A 16451-nucleotide genomic window follows, 5' to 3' on the forward strand; every position below is an offset into this window, starting at 1 on the left:
CTTCGTTCTGGGTCTTGTTGGAGCAGGCGCCGAGCGCGAGGCAGGCGACGGCGGCGGCAGCGATCAGGGAAAGGCGCATCAAAATCTCCGTTCGGCGCCCTCCAGCGGGAAGCCTGGCCTTAGCAACGCGCCGCCGCGCTTCGGCTCCGCCCACGCTTAGGGCACGTCGACCAGCGGCGGGCCCGCGTCGGTGTTTCCCGGCGGCCCCGCCGCGCCGGCGCCTGGCGCAGCCGGTGTCTGCGCCTCCGTGGCGCCCCCCGCCGCGGCCCCGGCCTGGTTTTCCTTCAGCACCTCCAGCACCGCCTCCGGATCCGCCGGCCGCGACAGGGCCGTCGCCTCCCGGTCGACGCGGTTCTGCACATTCGGCAAATCCCGCCGCAGCTCCTCCAGAAGCTCGATGATCTTGGCGGCCTTCTGCTCCGACAGCATGCCCAGTTCCAAGGTCAGCTGCTCGCGAAGTTCGCTCAACTGGTCGTCGCGCCGCTGGGTGATAAGGATGAAGACGGTCATGAACAGCGCGGTCAGCGTCCCCAGGCCCTGCAGGGCGCTGAACGGCCACGGATCGAACGCCGCGCGAGAGCCGCCGGGCGGCAGGCTGTTGAAGGCGATCCAGCCCAGGATGAACAGGGTGAGCAGGCCCGCGAACCGCGGCCGGCCAAAGAACCGCGTCAGTCCGTCGACGATCCGCTGCAGCCCTGTGGCGCCGCGCCGATGCTCCACGTGCAGCCGCGCGATCGCCTGGATGGTCTGCTCGATGTGCTCGGGCAGGATCGGCGCGGACGTCGCAGCAGTCTCGGTGTCGGGCATGGTCATGCCGGGCGTAACGCGCCAGCGCGGCTTTCCGGGCAAGCCGCCGCCGCCGCAAGGGCTGGCGGAACGCCCCGGCCCCGTCGCCCGTTGGCCCCAGGCGCCCGCTCGGGGCGGGAGAACGCCTGATGAGCCGTCGCGGCAATCCCTGGTTACACCTCGGCATGGACAGCCTGTGGCTGGGCGCGGAGGCGCAAGGCGTCATTGCCCTTCGCATGATGAAGTTCGCCGTCGGAGGGCCCGCGGCCGCGGCCGAAGCCCAGCTGATGGTCGCCGAAAAGCTGCGCGCCGCCGCCGAGACCCAGGCCCAGCTCATGACCAGCGTCCTCACCGGCCAGGGCCACCTCGCCCCGGCCCGCGCCGTCGCCGGCTACCGCCGCAAGGTCCGCGCCAACCGCAGGCGGCTGGCGAAGGCCTGAGCCGGGGCGTCCACGATAGCTCTTCCGCCAGCGTCTCGCCGCCACCCCTACCCCACCGGCGTAAACCCGTCCGAGAGCGTCTTCATAAACGCCACGATCGCGTCCTCTTCCGCGTCCGTCAGGCCCAGGCGCCCCATCTTGCTGGTGTTCATGTTCTGGGTGGTTTCCGGCGCGGGCCAGCACGTCTTCCCCTCGCCGGGGTCGTTGGCCTTGCAGCGCGGCAGGGCGTCGCGGGTATTGTAGTAGTGCACGATGGCCTTGAGGCTGGTGAAGTATCCGTTGTGGCCATAGGCTTTGACGAACGCCGGATAGGGGCGCTTGTCGACATTGCGCAGGGTCGGCACCCGTACACGCCCCATGTTGCCCGCAGCCTGGCCGGCCCATCGGGCGTCCACCGCGGAGGGCCGGCTCAGGACCGCCCCGCCGGCGAGAAAGACGCCGACTCCCCCATCGACGTACGACCGTCCCGCGGGATTGGCCGCATAGCCTTGGGCATCCGGTCGATTTTCTGCGTAGTACGGCAGTCGCGGATTGGCCGGCGTTCCGATGTTGCTGGCGGTGAAGTCGGTGAACATGGGTTCCTCGCCGGGCCCGCCGTCACGGTGACATTCGTTGCACCGCGCCTTGCCGCGGAACAGGGCGTAACCCGCCTGTTCCTGCGCCGTGAACTTCGCCTTGCCTCCCTGCACGGCGTCGTATTTCGAACTGAACGGCGTCACCTCCGCCGAGGCTTCATAGCCGGCGATGGATTGCGCCATCTGGTCGAAGGTGGCCGCTGCGCGACCGCGATCCAGCGGGCTGAGATGAACCGGCAAGGGATCCGCGGCGGTGGGCGGCCCCGGGGTGTTGCACACCTGGTCCACGTTCCGCGGCCACGCGATCGCGAAGGCCTGCTTGCCCCACACCGTCTCGAACATGCCGCGGTAGGGCCGCTGCGAGGCGCGGTAGACGGCGCAGGCGCTGTCCGGCAGGCCCATTTCCACCGGATTGGTCGGCGGCCCCTGCGCCTGCTCGGCGGCTGGGTTTCCCAGCCGGCGTCCGGTCGCGCGCATGTCCCAGAAATTACCGCCGACCATATCGCCCTGTGCGCGATTGAAGTGCAGCACGGGCGCGAGCGGAGCGTAGCTGTGCGTCTGCGGCTTGCGGTTGCTGAACCGCGTTCGCACCGATCCGGGATAGGAGCCGGTCGTCCGGTTCAGCTCCGACACCGGGCCCGTGAAGCCGGTCTCCGGCATGTGGCACAGGGTGCAGGCCTCGTTACGGTTCACCGACAGCTGCTTGTCGTACAGCAAGAGCTTGCCGAGCAGCTCGACCTGCTGGACCTGATTGTCCGGCGGCGCCGCGACCCGCTGCAGCGTGCTCGCCTCGATGCGGTCTATCTCCGCCTCGACCTGGGCGATCTCCCGCTGGGCGGCAGGCGAAAGCGACGCGTCGCCCTTCTGCGCGCTCGGGCCGCCTGCGCTGCATGCGGCATAGACCACGCCCGCTGCAAGGATCGCCGCGATCGGCACGAGCGCCCGGGCGGCTCTCACCCGGGATCCCCCGCGCCGCGGCGCAGGCGGATCGGGCCGCCATGTGTTGCGCCGTGGTCCATGCGCGCCATCGGGCTCTCCACGTGTTTGGAGATGGAGCCTCGGCGCAGCCGACCGTCGGTCTCCCGAACGGTCGGCTGCGCTTACCCGGAAATATGGTCCAATCGACGGCCAAGTCACGTGTCCGGCGGTGATTTTTCCGGCGCCGTGACGGCTTTGGCTTTCAGAGCGGCTTAGTACCCCTGGATCCGCGCGTACCGGTCCCGGTGGTACGCCTGGTTCCCGAACGCCGCCTCGGCCGCCCGCGCCCGCTTCAGGTAGAACCCCGCATCATGCGCGTCGGTCATGCCGATGCCGCCGTGCATCTGCACCATCTCGTTGGAGACCAGGTGGAAGGTGTCGCCCATCTTGGCCTTGGCCAGGCTGGCCAGCTCCGGCACGTCGGGGCTGTCGGCGTCGATGGCGGCCAGCGCCGCCTCGACCGCCGAGCGCGAGAGCTCCAGGTCGGTGAACATCTTGGCCGCGCGGTGCTGCAGGGCCTGGAAGGAGCCGATCACCTGGCCGAACTGCACGCGCACCTTCAGGTAGTCGAGCGTGGTCTCGAAGGCCTGGACGGCGGAGCCCAGCATCTCGGCGGCGACGCCGGCGCGGGCCCGGTCGAGCACCTTTTCCAGCAGGTCCGCGCCGCCGGTCAGCGGCTCGGCCGCGGCGTCCTTGAACTCGATGTTGGCGGCCCCGCGGCTGTCGGCCAGGTGCAGCCGGGTGCGGGTCACGCCCGGGTCGTCGCCCTTCACCAGGAAGAGGCCCAGCCCGTCAGGTCCCTGGGCGGAGACGATCAACAGGTCGGCCGCCATGCCTTCCAGCACGAAGGCCTTCTTGCCGGTGAGCTTGCCGCCCTTGACGGTGGCCGCCACCTTCTCCGGCGCGTGGTGCGCGCCCTCGTCGACGGCGAGCGCGCCGACCGCCGCGCCCTCGGCGATCTTCGGCAGCCACGCGGACTTCTGCGCGTCGCTGCCGCCCAGGATCAGGGCCGAGGCGGCGGCCAGGCCCGAGGCCAGCAGCGGCGAGGCGGTGAGCGTGCGGCCGAGCTCTTCCAGGATCAGGCCCAGCGACAGGTAGCCGAAGTTCGACCCGCCGTACTCCTCCGGGATGATCACGCCCGCCCAGCCCATCTCGGCCATCTCGTTCCAGGCGTTCGCGTCGTAACCCAGCTCGGCGCCGCTATCGCGCATCTTGCGGAAGGCGGTGACCGGGCTCTTCTCCTGCACCCAGCTCTTGGCTGCGTCGCGCAGCATGCTCTGTTCTTCGCTCAGAACGGCCATGTGGTTTTTCCTCGTGAAATCCGTGTTGTTCTTGAAACCCCTCCCGCTCGTCATCCCCGGCCTTGTGCCGGGGATCCATACGCTCGACCGCTGCAGGCAATCCCCGGGCGGCGGTGCGTATGGATGGCCGGGACAAGCCCGGCCATGACGATCAAGAGGGAGGTTGGGTGTTCATGATCAGTGGTTCTGCGTCAGGTCCGGCAATCCCAGGATCCGCTTGGAGATGATGTTCGCCTGGATCTCGTAGGAGCCGCCGTAGATCGTCACGGCCTTGCCGCCCAGCCAGCCGCGGACGGCGGCGAGTTCGTCGGCGGAGAAGGCCTCGCCCTCCCAGCCGAGGCCCTGGGCGCCCATGATCTCCAGGGTCAGCTCGGCCCGGTCCTGCATCACCTTGGTGCCGGCGTTCTTCATGATCGAGGTGGCGGCCGACGGGCCGGAATTGCCCTTGGCCTCGAGCATCGCGCGGACCGCCGTCTGCTGGAAGGCGCGCGCGTCGATCTGGTTCTGGATGATCCGCGCGCGCAGGTCAGCGTCCGCGATCCGGCCCTTGTCGTCCACACCGACGTAGTCCTTGGCCAGCGCCTCCAGCGGCTTGCTCATGCCGAACATGCCGCCGCCCCCGCCGCCGGCGCCCGAGAGCCCCGAGCGCTCGTGCTGCAGCAGCCGCTTGGCGATGGTCCAGCCGCCGTTCAGCGGCCCGACCAGGTCTGACTTCTTGGCGATCGCATTGGTGAAGAAGGTTTCGCAGAAAGGTGAGTTGCCGCTGATCAGCTTGATAGGCCGGACTTCGACGCCCGGTTGATGCATCGTGAACAGGACGAACGAGATACCCTCATGCTTCTTGGAAGTATCCGTCCGCACAAGACAGAAGCACCAATCGGCGAATTGTGCGCCGCTTGTCCAGATTTTTTGCCCATTGATGACGAAGTGGTCGCCTTTGTCTTCGGCCTTGCACTGAAGACTTGCGAGATCGGAGCCCGCGCCCGGCTCGGAGAAGCCCTGGCACCACTGCACTTCGCCCTTCACGATGCGGGGGATATGCTCCTGCTTCTGCGCCTCGGTGCCGTATTCCAACAGCGTCGGGCCGAACATCATCACGCCCATGCCGCCGATCGGGTTGTAGGCGCCCGCGCGGTTCAACTCCTGCTGGATGACACGGGCCTCGGCGCCCGAAAGCCCGCCGCCGCCGTAGGCCGCCGGCCAGGTGGGCACGCCCCAACCGATCGACCCCATGGCCTCGCGCCACTGCTCCTGCTCGGGCGTGGGGTTCGCGCGCTCTTCCCGCATCATCGGGTTGGCGCGGCCCTTCAGCGCCGGCGGGAAGTTGGCCGCGATCCAGTCGCGCGCCTCGACGCGAAAGGCCTCGAGGTCCGTACCGCCAAAATCAGCCATCTCTAAAATGCTCCATCAATAATCCGCTCGTCCCGAAGGCGGCGATCGATCCAATAGGTCCACGAACCACACGAACCACACGAACAGTTCAAGTCATTTTGCAGTCACACTGCGCGCCGTCGGCGCGCGACCTCGACCAACTCCTACGCTCGGAGCTGAGCCCCCGTTCGTGTGGTTCGTGTGGTTCGTGGACAATCAAATAGTTCACCCGTTCTGCGTCGTATCCGGCAGCCCCAGGATGCGCTTCGACACGATGTTCGACTGGATTTCCTGGCTGCCGCCGAAGATCGTCGTGGCCTTGCCGGAGAGCCAGGTGCGGACCGCTTCGCGCTCGTCCTTGGAGAACGCCTCGCCCTCCCACCCCAGGCCCTGATGGCCCATGATCTCCAGCGTCAGCTCGGCCTTCTCCTGGCCGATCCAGGTGCCGGAGTTCTTCATCACCGAGGTGGTGGCGCTGGGGTTGATGTTGCCCTTCGCCTCCTCCGCCGCGCGCTGCATGGTCAGGCTGTGCGCTCTGGCGTCGATCTGGTGCCTGGCGATCCGGGTGCGCAGGTCGGCGTCGGCGATGCGGCCCTTGTCGTCGAGGCCGACGTACTGCTTGGCGAGGCTGACCACGTCGGCGCCGGCCATCATCCGCCCGCCGCCCTGGCCCGACCGTTCGTGCTGCAAGAGCCGCTTGCCCACCGTCCAGCCGCCGTTCAGCGGCCCGACCATGTCGTTCTTCTCGGCCCGCGCGTCGGTGAAGAAGGTCTCGCAGAAGGGCGAATTACCGGCGATCAGCTTGATCGGCCGCGTCTCCACGCCCGGCTGATGCATGTCTATCAGCACGAAGCTGATGCCTTCATGTTTCTTGGAAGTATCCGTGCGCACAAGGCAGAAACACCAGTCGGCGTATTGTGCGCCACTTGTCCAAATTTTCTGGCCATTTATTTTCCAGTGATCTCCGGCGTCTTCGCATTTCGTCTGAAGACTTGCCAGGTCCGAGCCCGCGCCCGGTTCGGAGTAGCCCTGGCACCAGCGCAGCTCGCCACGCACGATCGGCGGGATGTGGCGGCGCTTCTGCTCCTCGGTGCCGTACTCGAGCAGCGTCGGGCCGAACATCGAGGTGCCCATGCCGGCCACCGGGTTCTCCGCCCCGATGCGGGCCATCTCCTGCTGCAACACCCGGGCCTGGGCGCCCGACAGCCCGCCGCCGCCATATTCGGTCGGCCAGGTGGCCGCGCCCCAACCCTTGTCGGCCACCCTCTGCTTCCACAGCTTGCCGTCTTCGGTGAGCGCCTCGCCGCCGGGGAGCATCGCGGTCGGCTGGTTGGCCAGCGACCTTGGGAAGTTGGCCTCGAGCCACTCGCGCGCCTCGGCGCGGAAGGCGTCCAGATCGGAGCCACCGAAGTCGGCCATCTCGAAATCTCCCTATTACCTTATCTTTTCAATAAGTTAATCATAAGCCTAGCACGGAACTGCGGACGTTTGGAGTCTCCCGTCTACTTGGGATCCGCCCCCTTTAACTTTGGGTCAGGCAGGGCCAGCACCCGCTTGGACACCACGTTCAGATTGATCTCCGAGGTGCCGCCCTCGATGGAGTTGCCCTTCGAGCGCAACATGGTGCGCAGGGCCGTGAGCTCGGCCGGCGAATAGCCCTCGCCCGCCCAGCCGAGGCCCTGCGCCCCCATGGCCTCCACCAGCAGTTCGTTGCGCTCCTGGGCGATCTTGGCCCCGGCGTATTTCATGATCGAGGTGGCCGCGCTCGGGCCCTGGTTCGACTTCGCCTCGTCGGCCGCCCGCCGCACGGTCAGCTGGAAGCTCCGGGCCTCCATCAGGTGGTCGGTGAGCCGCCGGCGCAGGTCGCGGTCGGCCAGCCGCCCGGTCTCGTCGACGCCGACGTAGCCCCGCGCCGCCTCGATCACCGTCGGCAGCGGGATGGCCTGGCCGATGTTGCCGCCGCCCAGCCCCGCCGAGATGTTCTCCCGCTCGAACTGCAGGAGCCGCTTAGCGATCGTCCAGCCGCCGTTCAGCGGCCCCCACAGCTGGTCCTTCGACACCTTCACGTCGGTGAAGAAGGTCTCGCAGAACGGCGAGGTCCCGTTGATCAGCCGGATCGGCCGCACCTCGACCCCCGGCAGGGTCATGTCGATCAGGAGGAAGCTGATCCCCTCATGCTTCTTGGATTGGTCGGTGCGCACCAGGCAGAAGCAGCGGTCGGCCAGGTTCGCCCCGCTTGTCCAGATTTTCGAGCCGTTCACCAGCCAGTGGTCGCCCTTGTCCTCGGCCCGCGTCTGCAGGCTGGCCAGGTCCGATCCCGCGCCCGGCTCGGAGTAACCCTGGCACCAGCGGACCTCGCCCTTGATGATGCCCGGCAGGTGCTGGCGCTTCAGCGCCTCGGACCCGTACTCGATCAGCGTCGGGCCGAACATCATCACGCCCATGCCGCCGATCGGGTTGCGGGCGCCGATCCTGGCCATCTCCTCGGCCAGCACCCGGGCTTCCTGGCGGCTGAGCCCGCCGCCGCCGTATTCCGCCGGCCAGGTCGGCGTGCCCCAGCCGCGCTCGCCCATGGCCCGACGCCAAGCGCAGGCGGCGGCCGATTCAGGGAGGCCCATGGCCGCGGCCATCTGCTGCGCCGGGTCGCGCTTCAGCTCTTCGGGAAAGTTCGCCTCCAGCCACGCCCGGGCCTCGGCCCGGAAGGCCTCAACGTCGCCGCCGAAATCCGCCATCGAAATCTCGCCTTCGAAAATTCAAATCCCTCGGGCCCGGCCAAAATAGACCGCCGCCCAAACCGTCTACTTCGGGTCGGCCCCCTTACTTCGGGTCAGGAAGCCCCAGAACCCGCTTGGACACCACGTTCAGGTTGACCTCCGAGGTGCCGCCCTCGATCGAATTGGCCTTGGTCCGGAGCCAGCCGTGCGCCGCGGCCGTCTCCGCCGGGCTGAAGCCTTCCCCTTCCCAGCCGAGGCCCTGGCCGCCCATGGTCTCGACCATCAGCTCGGCGCGCTCCTTGGCGAACTCGGCCGCCGCATACTTGATGATCGAGGTCGCCGCCGAGGGGCCGTTGGCCGCCCGCGATTCCGCCGCCGTCCGCCCGATGGTCTGGCGCAGCGCCTGGAAGTCCATCTTGTTGCGGGTGATCCGCTGGCGAAGGTCGAGGTCGGCCAGCCTGCCGTCCTCGGTCCCCACATAGCGCTTGGCCACCTCGCCGAGGTCGCCCGCCGCGCCGCCGCCGACGCCGCCGCCCTCGCCGAAACCCGCCGAGATGTTCTGCCGCTCGTACTGCAAGAGCCGCTTGGCGATCTCCCAGCCGCCGTTGATCTTGCCGACCAGGTTGTCCTTGGGGATCTTCACCCCGGTGAAGAACGTCTCGCAGAACGGGCTCTCGCCGCTGATCAGCTTGATCGGCCGGGTCTCGACGCCCGGCGTCCGCATGTCGATCAGCACGAACGAGATGCCCTCGTGCTTCTTGGTCGCGTCGGTGCGCACCAGGCAGAAGCACCAGTCGGCCTTGTCGGCATAGCTCGTCCACACCTTCTGGCCGTCGATCTGCCAGTGGTCCCCCTTGTCCTCGCACTTGGTGGCGAGGCTCGCGAGGTCCGATCCGGCGCCGGGTTCCGAGTACCCCTGGCACCAGCGGATCTCGCCGCGGACGATCCTCGGCATGTGCTCCTTCTTCTGCGCCTCGCTGCCGTATTCGAGCAGCACGGGGCCCAGCATCCAGATGCCGAACGAGAGCAGCGGCGGGCGGTAGCGGCCGGCCGCGATCTCCTGGTCGACCACCCGCGCCTGTTGCGGCGTCAGCCCGCCGCCGCCGTATTCCTTGGGCCAGGTCGGCGCGGTCCAGCCCTTCTCGGCGACGCGCCTCATCCAGACGATCTGCGGGTCCCCAGAGCCCCTTTCGCCCTCGAAGGCGCGCCCGCCCCAGACGGCCTCGGGATCGGTCTTGGCGTCGGCGGCGCGCAGCTCGGCCGGATAGTTCGCCTCCAGCCAGGCACGGACCTCCGCGCGGAAGGTGTCGAGGTCGGCGGCGCCGAAATCAGCCATGGCGGTCTCCAACGCTCATCTAGTGTCCCGATTCCGAAGTTCGCCAGCACTTGCGGCCGGCATTGGGCGAACTTCGGAATCGACAAGGACACTAGCAAGCCAACGGTCCTGGTGTGCTTCTTGGATTTGAAGTTCGCTCAGCGTTCGGCCCAAAACTGAGGCGAACTTCAAATCCAGCACACCAGGGAACAGGCCGCCACCTTAGCGCCGCGCCTTGCGAGAGCAAGCGGGACCAAACAGACGTTTGAGGCGAGGTTTGGTCACGAATTGCGGCTATAAGGCCCGATCCCTTTGGCAGACCGACAGGCCTGGATGCAGTTCCTTAAAGACCTTCGCCCGGCGGCTTTCGCGCTCGCGCCCTGGACGGCCGCCATCCTGACCCTGGCGGCAGGCGTGATGCTGCTGGCCTCGGGGGCGACGCCGTCGGAGCCGGTGCGCTTCATGCGGCTGATCCAGATCACCCCAGTCTATCTGATCGAGGCCAGCCACTTCCTCTCCAGCATACTCGGGCTGGCCTTGGTGCTGCTGTCCTTCGGCCTGCGCGCCCGCCTCGACGCTGCCTGGGGCGCGACCATGGGCGCGCTGCTGCTGGCCGCGACGCTCGCCCTGCTGAAGGGGCTCAACTGGGAGGAGACCGCAGCCCTGGCGGCGCTGGCGGTGCTGCTGGCGCCGTTCCGCGGCGCCTTCCCGCGCAGCTCGCGGCTGACCCGCATGGAGATCACCCCGGGTTGGCTGTTCTCGGCCGCCTGCGCGGTGGTCGGGACCGGCCTGCTGGGCCTCTGGTCTTTCCAGCATTCCGACTACGCCGACCGGCCCTGGTGGCGAATGATGGCCGACGCGGACGCCGAGCGGGCCATGCGGGCCTGGGCGGCCGCTGCGCTGCTGCTGTTCGCCTTCGGCCTCTGGCGGCTGTTCGTCTCGGCCGCCACGCCGCCGGTGGTGGGCGAAACCGACCCGGACTTCGAGCGGGTGCGGGCGATCCTCGCCAAGGCCGAGTCCGCCGAGCCCGGTTCGAACTTGGCGCTGCTTGGCGACAAGCGGTTCTTGTTCTCCGCCTCGGGCGAAAGCTTCCTGATGTTCGGCGTGCGCGGGCGGGCCTGGGTGGCGCTGGGCGCGCCGGTCGGCCGCCGCGACGAGCGGTCGGAGCTCATGTGGCGTTTCCGCGAGCTTGCCGACTCCCACGCCGCGCGGCCGGGCGTCCACGGCCTCAGCGCCGAGGACCTGCCGGAGATCGTCGACCTGGGCTTCTCCATCCAGAAGGTGGGCGAAAGCGCCGCCGTGCCGCTGGAGACCTTCTCCATGGAGGGCCGCAAGCGCGGCACGGCGCGGCGGGCCTGGCGCAAGCTCGGCGAGACCGGCGCGACCTTCGAGGTGCTTGAGGGCGAGGCGGTCACGGCCATGCTGCCGACCCTGCAGGTGATCTCCGACCAGTGGCTCGCGCACCACGCGGGTGGGGAGAAGAGCTTCTCCATGGGCGGCTTCTGGCCGGGCTATGTGCAGGAGTTCCCGGTGGCCCTGGTGCGCGTCGACGGCAAGCCGATGGCGTTTGCGACGCTCTGGACCACGGCCGGCCGCAGCGCCTTTTCGATGGACCTGATGCGCTACGCCGACGAGGCGCCCAACAACGTCATGGACTACCTTTTCGTCGAGCTGATCAACTGGGGGCGCGAGAACGGCTACGCGGCCTTCGAGTTCGGCATGGCGCCGCTGGCGGGTCTCGACGACCGGCCGCTGGCGCCGATGATGTCGCGGGTCGGCCGGCTGCTCTTCGAGCGCGGCGAGGAGATCTACAACTTCCAGGGCGTGCGGCGGTTCAAGGACAAGTACGACCCGCTCTGGCAGCCGCGTTACTGCGCCGCCCCGCACAAGTGGTCGATCCCCTGGCTGATGGCCGACGTCGGGCTGCTGTCGTCCGGCGGCGTCGCCGGCCTCGCCAAACGGCCCAGGAAGGTCGAGGAGCCGAAGAAAGCGGACGAGCCGGCCGCGGCGGCGGCGTGACGCCCCTAAGGTTCTCGGCCGGCGCCGAAGGATCAAACCACGGAAAACACGGAACCGGCCGCAACTCCGCGCGCAACGCTTCCGTGTCTTCCGTGGTTCAACAAGCCCGCTTCGCGGGATGAGCCGCGTTGCGTGCTTCGCCCCCGCGGATCAGTCGTTCCAGCGCCCCACGCCCGCGATGCCCTTGGCGGAAGAATGGTAGGTGACCAGGCCGGTGCGGCCCTTGTAGCGGCTTTCGGCGGCGCCGATCAGGTAGCCCCAGCATTCCAGCCCGTCCTTTGCCTGATCCGGCTGACAGCTGTACTGCATGGTGTAGGCGCCGGGAGAGGTGCACACGCCCGATTGGTCGAACTGCGCGCCGGGCGGGTTCTTCCAGACGGAGCACTTGCCGCCCACCGTCTCCTTGTGGCCGTCGCCGTAGATCACGTCGGTGCTGAAGCTGGTGATCTGGGCGCCCTGGAAGCTGACCCCCTGAGCCGGGACGCGCACGCCGTCGATGGTCTTTCCTGTGGTCGTGAAGGTGAAGTTGTCAGCCGCCTGGGCCGCGACGGGCGCACAGACGAGCAACAAGGCTGCGGCAAGTATCTTCATGGTTCGGTTCCCCCAGATGTTTCAGGCCGGTGTTTCCGGCGGGTAGAGCAGGCCACGTGCGCGGGCGCAGCGACAGGATCGCCGGGCGATCTATCCCCGACCGCGAGACGATCTATCCCCGATCCCAGATGTCGAGCCGGGTTCGCCGAACGCTGGCGGCTCGCGCAAGCTGTGCTAGCCTGCCCGGGCTTGGGGGTGTCGCAACATGGATCTCGCTGCGGAGGCGACCTTCCATCTGGGCCTGCTCGAAGTCTCGCCGCCGACGTGCGTCGTGACTTGGCCGGGCGGCCGGAAAGTCCTGCAGCCGCGGGTCATGCAGGTGCTGGTGATGCTCGCCCACGCGTGCGGCGCGGTGGTTTCGCGCGACGCCCTGATCGCCGAGTGCTGGGACGGGCGCGTCGTCGGCGAGGACGCCATCACCCGCGTCATGGTGCAGTTGCGAAGGCTCGCTCAGCTGACGGACGGCCTCGGCTACGAGCTCGAGACCATCCCCCGGGTGGGTTATCGGCTGGCGCTGGCGGACGCTGCCGGACCGGCCGCCGCCGGCTCGGGCAGGGACAATCCCATAAGCCGCCGAGCCGCGCTGGCGGGCGGCGCGATGGCCGTCGCGCTCGCCGGCGGCGGCGCAGTCCTGCTGCGCGATCGATGGCGTCCTACGCATTACGAGCCCCTGACCCTCGCGGTCCTGCCGTTCAGCAACCTGAGCGGCGATCCTCGGGCCGCCTATCTTTCGCTGGGCCTGACCCGGGCGGTGCGCGATGCGCTCTCCCGCGTCGGCGGGCTGCGCGTCATCGCCGATACCTCGTCGTTTCCGTTGGCCGAGCGGAAGCTGAGCCTGGCCGAGGTCGCCAGAAGGCTCAGCGCCGACCTGCTGCTCAGCGGCGCGGTGACGGAGAGCGCCGGCGCGGTCCGGATCAGCCTGGAGCTCATCGATCCAGGCGCCGGCGTGCAGGTCTGGAGCCAGACGCAGAACGGCCGGTTGGACGACCTCTTCGCGCTGCTCGACGGCGCCTCGGCCGCCGCCACGGAGGCGCTGGCCGGCCGCATAGGGCCAGACCGGCTCCACGCGCCGCCAGCCTTGCGCCGGCGCGATCCGGTGGTCTTCCGCAACGTGCTGGAGGCCGAGGACCTCCTGCAGAGGAGTCGCACGCTGCGCATGATTGGCCGGGACGCCGAGGGAAACGACGCGGCGGATCGGGCCTGGGACCTGGCGCAGGCGGCGCTGCGGATCGACCAGGGCGACGTCGCGGCGCTGCTGGTCATCGCCAACCTCACGCGGAACGGCTGGACGCGCGCGCTGGCGGCCCAGCCGGCGACGATCGCCGAGCGGGCCTCGGCGGCGGCCGACGTCATCCGCCGCGCGCTGACGTCCGACCCCAACGACCCCGCCGCGCTTACGGCGCTTGGCGACTATTATCGGCGCTTCGACTGGCGTTGGACCGAGGCGGAGAACCTGTTCCGCCGCGCCATTTCCGCCAATCCCAGCCTCACCGACGCCCACTGGGCCTATGGCTACGAACTCGGCGAACTGGGGCGGGCCAAGGAGGGCCTGGTTCATGCCCGCGAGGTGTTCCGGCTCGACCCCGAAAACCCCTATCGGCGGGTGGCCCTGCCACGGCTTCTCTATCTGGCCGGCGAACGCGACGCGGCGCTGAAGCGCTACGACCTGGAACTGGCGGCTGGTCCGGCCAATGCCTTCCTGATCCGCGAAATCTATCTGATGCATCTGGCTGAGGCGAACGTCGGCGCGCTCAGGCGACTGAAGGCGAACGTAACGGACGAACTCTGGCGCGGACGGTCGATGCCGCCGACGATCGCGGCCCTGATCGCGCGAACCGACGCCGCCATCGCCGCGCTGGGGGGTGCGCCCGGGGATCTGCTCTCCATGGTCGACGCCGACGTGGCGGCCTTCGACGGCGCCGGGCAGGGCCTGGCCGCGACCCAGCAGGGTCGGGCCAGCGTCGATCTGCTCTTCATCTACGCCATGGAATACGCCTGGTCCGGGGCGACGCCGCGTGCGCTCGACCTCCTGGCCCGCGCGCTGGCCGGCCGCTCTCTCTATTGGGTGGCGTCCTTGCCCTATGGCCCCGCCGAATTCCCCCAGCCGATGCGCAGCGATCCGCGCTACGCCGCGCTTTGGCGCAGCGACGCGCGCCTGGCGGAACTGATCGATTCACGCCGCGCCGCCCGGGCCGCCGGCCAGATGACGGGACCGTACCGGCGCGGCCGGGACTGGCGGGCCTAAAGGCTAGGGCGCGCTCTAATGTCCGGTAGTGACGCCCATCAGGTTCACCATGTGGATAATGATCGGCAACAGCCCCGCCGCGGCCAGCAGCATGATGAAACGCCACGGCATCAGCCGCGGTCCGCGATGCGGATTGGGCGGCCGAGCGCCTCGCCAGCCGGCGAAGACCGCCAGCGCCAGGAGGCTGGCGCCGATCATGAGCGTGAGCGCGATATCCATCTGCGACGCCGTATCGCAGGCCGGCCCGGCGAACGGAAGCGGGCCCTCGCCGGACCACCGAACCGTCCACAGCTCTGAGGTGTAGACCACCATATCTGGTGTTAGGACTTCGTTTACACCCTAGGGAACGGTGGTAGCGTCCTTCAGTCCAAGGAGGGGCGATTCGATGACGGCGGCGGCGCCCTGGAGCGTCAAAGGCATCGACCCGAAGGCTCGGGAGGTCGCCAAGGAGCTGGCGCGTCGTTCGGGGATGACCCTCGGCGAGTGGCTGAACCGCGTCATTCTCGAAGACGATGTTCCCGAAGAAGTAACCTCGCAGGCGCACTTTGGCGTGCGGCCGCTGCGCGCCGTTGCCGAGACGCCGAAGTCCTTCATGCCGACCCCTGCGATCAGCTCGGAGCCCGATGACCTGGGACGGATCGCGTTCGCGCTGGATCTGCTGACCGACCGCATCGAATCCTCGGAGACGCGCGCCGGCCTCGCCATCTCCGGCGTCGAGCATTCCGTGCGCCAGGCCATGGCCCGCCTGGAGACGGCGGAGCGCGAACAACTGGCGGTGGTCACCCGGTTCGACGCGGCGGGCGAGCGGCTCGCGGCCGACCAGGCTGCCGCCGCCGAACGGCTGCGGCGCATCGAGGAGGTGTCCGGGCCGCGCTCGGCCGAGGCGCTGAAGGCGTTGGAAGATGCGGTCACCCGCGTGGCCTCCCGCGTCGCCGACGGGGAAGCCAGCAGCCGCGAGACCCTGGCTAGCTTGGAAGTGCGGCTGACGCTCGCCGAACGCAAGGCGGATCCCGCGACGCTTATCGACGAGGTGGTGGCGCGCCTGGGGCAGCGGATGGCCGACGCCGAAGCCCGCACCGGCGAGGCGCTGGAGAGCCTGCGGGAGTCGCTCGTCCAGCTCGACCAGCGGATGCACGTCGCCGACGGCAGCGTGCGCCGCGACATGGATCACCGGCTGGAGGCGCTGGGCGACCAGCTGACCCAGCGCGTCGAGGCGGCCCGCGCGGAGGTCGCCGGGCGGCTCGCCGCCACGGGGTCCGACCAGGTGGAAGCGCGCCTTGGCCGGATGGCCGAGGAAGTCGCCGCCGTCGAACAGCGCTCGGCGCGCGCTATCGAGACCATGGGCCGGGAAGTCCTGAGCATGGCGGAAACCCTGAGCCGGCGCGTGCAGAGCGCCGAGCTGCGCAGCGCCGAGGCCATCGAGCAGGTGGGCGGCGAGATCGCCCGCATCGCCGGCGCGGTGGAGAACCGCCTCGGGCGCACCGACCAGCTGCATGCCGAGGCGCTGGAGCGGCTGGGCGCGGAGATTGGCCGCATCACCGAACGGCTCACCGACCGCATCATCCAGTCCGAGCGCCGCGCCGCCCAGGCCATCGACGACGTCGGCGAGCAGGTCGCCCAGGTCACCGAACGCATCGAGCAGCGGCACGAGCGCGCCGCCAGCGACCTGGCCGAACGCCTCCGCCAGAGCGAGGACCGCACCGCCAGGCTGCTCGAGGGCGCCCGCGACCGGCTTGCTGCCGAACCCGCCGCCGAGCCGAGAGGCGCGCCTGCCGCCACGCCGGAGCCGGTACGGTCGCAAGCCGCGGAGCGGGCGCTGCCGGCCGCGCCGCTGGTGTTCGGCGCTGAGCTGTTCTCACGCGCCGAACCGGTCAGCCAGCCGGCGCTCGATCCCGGCAACCCGGCTTTCGGCGAGGAGGACTTCGCGGCCGTCGACGCCTTTGCGCCCATCGCCGAGGCCGAGCGGGACGAGGATCCCTTCGACCTGGACGCGCCGCCGATCCGGAATGAAGCGCCGCCGCTCTCCACCCGGCAGGTCATCGAGCAGGCGCGCGCGGCCGCGCGGGCCGCCGCGCCCCGTGGTGACACGCTGCACGCGCCCGACCCGTCGCCGCGC

General features: G+C 69.3%; 12 protein-coding genes and 1 pseudogene. 4 read left to right on the plus strand and 9 right to left on the minus strand.

The features are described 5' to 3' along the window. Nucleotides 1-156 precede the first annotated feature (156 nt). The gene (locus tag JWP28_RS17310) at nt 157-813 is read right to left on the minus strand and encodes a DUF1003 domain-containing protein (RefSeq protein WP_299544867.1); all 657 of its coding nucleotides are present in this window, start codon (nt 811-813) and stop codon (nt 157-159) included. Between the two features lie 122 nt (nt 814-935). On the opposite strand from JWP28_RS17310, the gene JWP28_RS17315 reads away from it, so the two are divergent. Continuing rightward, on the plus strand, nt 936-1226 hold the full coding sequence (locus JWP28_RS17315; RefSeq protein ID WP_299544869.1) for a hypothetical protein: 291 nt from the start codon (nt 936-938) through the stop codon (nt 1224-1226). Nucleotides 1227-1273: 47 nt separating this feature from the next. Here the strand turns inward: JWP28_RS17315 and JWP28_RS17320 are convergent, their stop codons facing one another. The 6 genes from JWP28_RS17320 to JWP28_RS17345 all read right to left on the minus strand — a co-directional run bounded on the left by JWP28_RS17320 (nt 1274) and on the right by JWP28_RS17345 (nt 9501). Then, nucleotides 1274-2737 (minus strand): cytochrome c peroxidase, encoded by a 1464-nt coding sequence (locus JWP28_RS17320; protein ID WP_299544871.1) that lies wholly within the window; start codon nt 2735-2737, stop codon nt 1274-1276. A 254-nt stretch (nt 2738-2991) separates the two neighbouring features. Next, a complete protein-coding gene (locus tag JWP28_RS17325; RefSeq protein WP_299544873.1) occupies nt 2992-4080 on the minus strand; it encodes an acyl-CoA dehydrogenase family protein in 1089 nt (362 codons plus the stop codon). 177 nt (nt 4081-4257) lie between these two features. After that, nucleotides 4258-5472, minus strand: coding sequence for an acyl-CoA dehydrogenase family protein (locus JWP28_RS17330; protein ID WP_299544875.1), 1215 nt, complete (start codon nt 5470-5472; stop codon nt 4258-4260). A 204-nt stretch (nt 5473-5676) separates the two neighbouring features. Continuing rightward, the gene (locus JWP28_RS17335) at nt 5677-6870 is read right to left on the minus strand and encodes an acyl-CoA dehydrogenase family protein (RefSeq protein WP_299544877.1); all 1194 of its coding nucleotides are present in this window, start codon (nt 6868-6870) and stop codon (nt 5677-5679) included. A gap of 83 nt (nt 6871-6953) precedes the next feature. Beyond that, complete coding sequence (locus JWP28_RS17340; RefSeq protein ID WP_299544879.1) at nt 6954-8183, minus strand: acyl-CoA dehydrogenase family protein; 1230 nt, start codon at nt 8181-8183, stop codon at nt 6954-6956. 85 nt (nt 8184-8268) lie between these two features. Beyond that, nucleotides 8269-9501 (minus strand): acyl-CoA dehydrogenase family protein, encoded by a 1233-nt coding sequence (locus JWP28_RS17345; RefSeq protein ID WP_299544880.1) that lies wholly within the window; start codon nt 9499-9501, stop codon nt 8269-8271. 312 nt (nt 9502-9813) lie between these two features. Here JWP28_RS17345 and JWP28_RS17350 point away from each other — a divergent pair, with 312 nt between their 5' ends. Then, complete coding sequence (locus JWP28_RS17350) at nt 9814-11499, plus strand: bifunctional lysylphosphatidylglycerol flippase/synthetase MprF (RefSeq protein WP_299544882.1); 1686 nt, start codon at nt 9814-9816, stop codon at nt 11497-11499. A gap of 150 nt (nt 11500-11649) precedes the next feature. On the opposite strand, the gene JWP28_RS17355 is transcribed toward JWP28_RS17350, so the two are convergent. Further along, entirely contained in the window at nt 11650-12090 is a 441-nt protein-coding gene (locus tag JWP28_RS17355; protein WP_299544884.1) for a hypothetical protein, read from the minus strand. Between the two features lie 205 nt (nt 12091-12295). Between JWP28_RS17355 and JWP28_RS17360 the strand changes: the two genes are divergently transcribed. Continuing rightward, nucleotides 12296-14335 (plus strand): winged helix-turn-helix domain-containing protein, encoded by a 2040-nt coding sequence (locus JWP28_RS17360; RefSeq protein WP_299544886.1) that lies wholly within the window; start codon nt 12296-12298, stop codon nt 14333-14335. 15 nt (nt 14336-14350) lie between these two features. Here the strand turns inward: JWP28_RS17360 and JWP28_RS17365 are convergent, their stop codons facing one another. Next, nucleotides 14351-14647, minus strand: a complete 297-nt coding sequence (locus JWP28_RS17365; protein ID WP_366143823.1) for a hypothetical protein — start codon at nt 14645-14647, stop codon at nt 14351-14353. Between the two features lie 73 nt (nt 14648-14720). Between JWP28_RS17365 and JWP28_RS17370 the strand changes: the two are divergent. Next, nucleotides 14721-16451: pseudogene (locus JWP28_RS17370) on the plus strand (Localization factor PodJS); the annotation flags it as partial.

The organism is Phenylobacterium sp., from assembly GCF_028290885.1.
In the GTDB taxonomy this organism is placed as follows: domain Bacteria; phylum Pseudomonadota; class Alphaproteobacteria; order Caulobacterales; family Caulobacteraceae; genus Phenylobacterium.

Bases quoted from the DNA above. Each gene is read 5' to 3' on its own strand.
- JWP28_RS17310 (WP_299544867.1), bottom strand. From the start codon at position 813: ATGACCATGCCCGACACCGAGACTGCTGCGACGTCCGCGCCGATCCTG.
- JWP28_RS17315 (WP_299544869.1), top strand. From the start codon at position 936: ATGAGCCGTCGCGGCAATCCCTGGTTACACCTCGGCATGGACAGCCTG.
- JWP28_RS17325 (WP_299544873.1), bottom strand. From the start codon at position 4,080: ATGGCCGTTCTGAGCGAAGAACAGAGCATGCTGCGCGACGCAGCCAAG.
- JWP28_RS17330 (WP_299544875.1), bottom strand. From the start codon at position 5,472: ATGGCTGATTTTGGCGGTACGGACCTCGAGGCCTTTCGCGTCGAGGCG.
- JWP28_RS17335 (WP_299544877.1), bottom strand. From the start codon at position 6,870: ATGGCCGACTTCGGTGGCTCCGATCTGGACGCCTTCCGCGCCGAGGCG.
- JWP28_RS17340 (WP_299544879.1), bottom strand. From the start codon at position 8,183: ATGGCGGATTTCGGCGGCGACGTTGAGGCCTTCCGGGCCGAGGCCCGG.
- JWP28_RS17345 (WP_299544880.1), bottom strand. From the start codon at position 9,501: ATGGCTGATTTCGGCGCCGCCGACCTCGACACCTTCCGCGCGGAGGTC.
- JWP28_RS17350 (WP_299544882.1), top strand. From the start codon at position 9,814: ATGCAGTTCCTTAAAGACCTTCGCCCGGCGGCTTTCGCGCTCGCGCCC.
- JWP28_RS17355 (WP_299544884.1), bottom strand. From the start codon at position 12,090: ATGAAGATACTTGCCGCAGCCTTGTTGCTCGTCTGTGCGCCCGTCGCG.
- JWP28_RS17360 (WP_299544886.1), top strand. From the start codon at position 12,296: ATGGATCTCGCTGCGGAGGCGACCTTCCATCTGGGCCTGCTCGAAGTC.
- JWP28_RS17365 (WP_366143823.1), bottom strand. From the start codon at position 14,647: ATGGTGGTCTACACCTCAGAGCTGTGGACGGTTCGGTGGTCCGGCGAG.